Annotated in this window: 3 protein-coding genes; all 3 read left to right on the forward strand. The window is 27.3% G+C overall.

Annotated features, from left to right (window positions below):
• Positions 1-286, forward strand: a 286-nt coding sequence (locus tag FPG59_RS15525; protein ID WP_217875936.1) for a hypothetical protein, incomplete at its 5' end; no start/stop codon positions are given.
• 111 nt (positions 287-397) lie between these two features.
• Positions 398-1,048 carry a GLPGLI family protein gene (locus FPG59_RS15530; protein ID WP_086455456.1) on the forward strand — a complete coding sequence of 217 codons (651 nt, stop codon included), beginning with the start codon at positions 398-400 and terminating at the stop codon, positions 1,046-1,048.
• A gap of 26 nt (positions 1,049-1,074) precedes the next feature.
• Positions 1,075-2,336: carboxypeptidase-like regulatory domain-containing protein (locus FPG59_RS15535; RefSeq protein ID WP_140344706.1), on the forward strand; the 1,262-nt coding region annotated here is incomplete at its 3' end.

The following is a 2,336-nucleotide window of genomic DNA, read 5'->3' on the forward strand; positions in this document are numbered from 1 at the left end:
AAAACATATCATGAAAAAAAACCTAATGAAGGCTGCTGTTTTATTCTTTTTTACAAGTTTTGCGTTTGCAAGTACACTTGAAGTGAAGACACAAGAAATAGACACAAAAAACAATCTTACTATATGTGAAGATTTGGAGAAAGAAAAAGATATTACAATTTGCTACGAAATAAGTAGAACCGAAAAAGAAATTAATGAATTCATTACAGAAGTTACCACAACTTACATGTGTTATACACACCCTGGTTTAGGTAATGGAACAGTCTATATTGACGCCGAAAAATAGAAAAAATAATACCCTAAAAAACTACTTTAGCAATTAATGCTAAAGTAGTTTTAAAATTACAAAATTACTCATGCTTTTAGTAAGTCATAAAAATTTATTCATAACTGTAAGATGAAAAAAAAACTGTTAATATTATTCTTTTCAACCATCGTAATTAACACATATTCTCAAACATTAAGAGGCTTTTTTATAAAACAATCATTAGCAGGAATAGGCCAAGACACAAAACTTAGTGAAAGAGCAAAAGCTCCGGTTGTTTATGAATACCTTTTTTCTGGGAATAAATCTATTCAAACTTTAATTGACGGAAAAGGAACTAGTATAGATACTATCTATAAAAAACATGAAAAATATGACATAGTATTAGAATCAACTTTAAAGACGATTTTAAATTCTAAATATGTTTTGGTTAAAGACTTTAAAAGTCACACATTTGAAAAAAAATTAACCAATGACAATAATGAAACGTTCACTAACGGAGACATATCCAATTTTGAATGGGAAATAATTAATGAAACAAAAACAATAGATGGATTTCTATGTAAAAAAGCCATCACTAATATGAAAACAAATGCTGGTATTTTAAGTGTTACTGCATGGTTTTGCGAAGATGTACCAATAAACGATGGGCCACTGACAATAAATGGCCTTCCAGGATTTATTTTTGAAGCTACATCGGGTGATTTATTTTCCTTAAAATTTAAAAACTTCTCCTTCAATGAAAAAGAGTTTATAAACATTAAACCTTTAAAACAGCTATAAAACTAAAAAACAACAACCCGAGAAGCGTGATTAAGAAAAACATCTTTACTATTATTATTTATCTTTACTTTATCAATTTTTCTTTTATATGTGCACAAAATAAAATACAGGGATTAGCATTTGATGATAACAACACAGCTATTGAAAACGTAAATGTTATTCTTAAAGATGCTAAAACTAATTCAATAATAAATTTCACAAAAACAAATAATAACGGATATTTTGAATTCAACAATTTAAAGTCAAATTACCACTTCGTTATAAAATTAAGTCACCTAGGCTTCAAATCTCAAGAAAAAACATTTGAAATTACAAACAATAACCTCAACTTAGAAAAATTTATTCTTGCTAGAAATGCTGTAGAATTAACGGAGCTAATTTTGAAAGCCAAAAAAAATGCAATATCAATTAATGGTGACACTACTAAATACAATGTAGATTATTTTAAAAACGGAACCGAGAATAGCTTAAAAGACATTTTAAACAACCTTCCAGGAGTAAGTACCAATGCAAATGGCAGGATCATTGTAAATGGAAAAGAAATAAGTGAATTACTCATCGATGGGGAAAATTTATTTAAAAAACAACATCAATTAGCAACAGAAAATTTTTCAGCACAAGCAATTAAATCAATCGAAGTTTATAAAAATCACATTCCCTTTACTCAATTAAAAAGCAACAATCCATCTAGCTTAACTGCTTTAAATGTGATCCTAAAAGATAACTACAAAAATAAAATTAAAGGATTTGTTCAATCTGAATACAATTTTGATGACCGAAAACTAATCAATGCAAGCACCTATAATTTGGCAAAAAAAAATAAATTTTCTGTAATTTTAAATAGTAATAACTTAGGTAAAAATGCAATTGGGATAGCTGACTATCTATCATTAAATAACGAAGATGATCAATTAGAGACAAAAAAAAGTGGAGTTACTTTCTCAAATTCAGATGACATCCCTAGATTTTTAAAGATTGGCGAAAATGCCGTTAAACTAAACCAAGATTTTTTAAATATTTCGAACATATTCACACCTAACAAAAAAACAAAGGTTTCATTATATTCCATAGTTAATGCTTCTAGTTTAAGAGAAAAAATAGTGACACAACAAAATTTTACAGACTCTGACCTAGCATTTAACGAAAATATAATTACCACTGAAAAAAATAATTATGGAATAATAACTCTCAAAGGTATTAATAAACCTAACGAAAACACCATTTTCAATTTTACAAATTCAGTAGTTATTGATAACATCAAAAATGAGAATTTAATTGACAATAGTAC

The organism is Flavobacterium sp. FPG59 (assembly GCF_002150205.1).
Taxonomy (GTDB): domain Bacteria; phylum Bacteroidota; class Bacteroidia; order Flavobacteriales; family Flavobacteriaceae; genus Flavobacterium.

Coding starts and splice junctions, on each gene's coding strand:
- FPG59_RS15530 (WP_086455456.1), top strand. CDS start 398: ATGAAAAAAAAACTGTTAATATTATTCTTTTCAACCATCGTAATTAAC.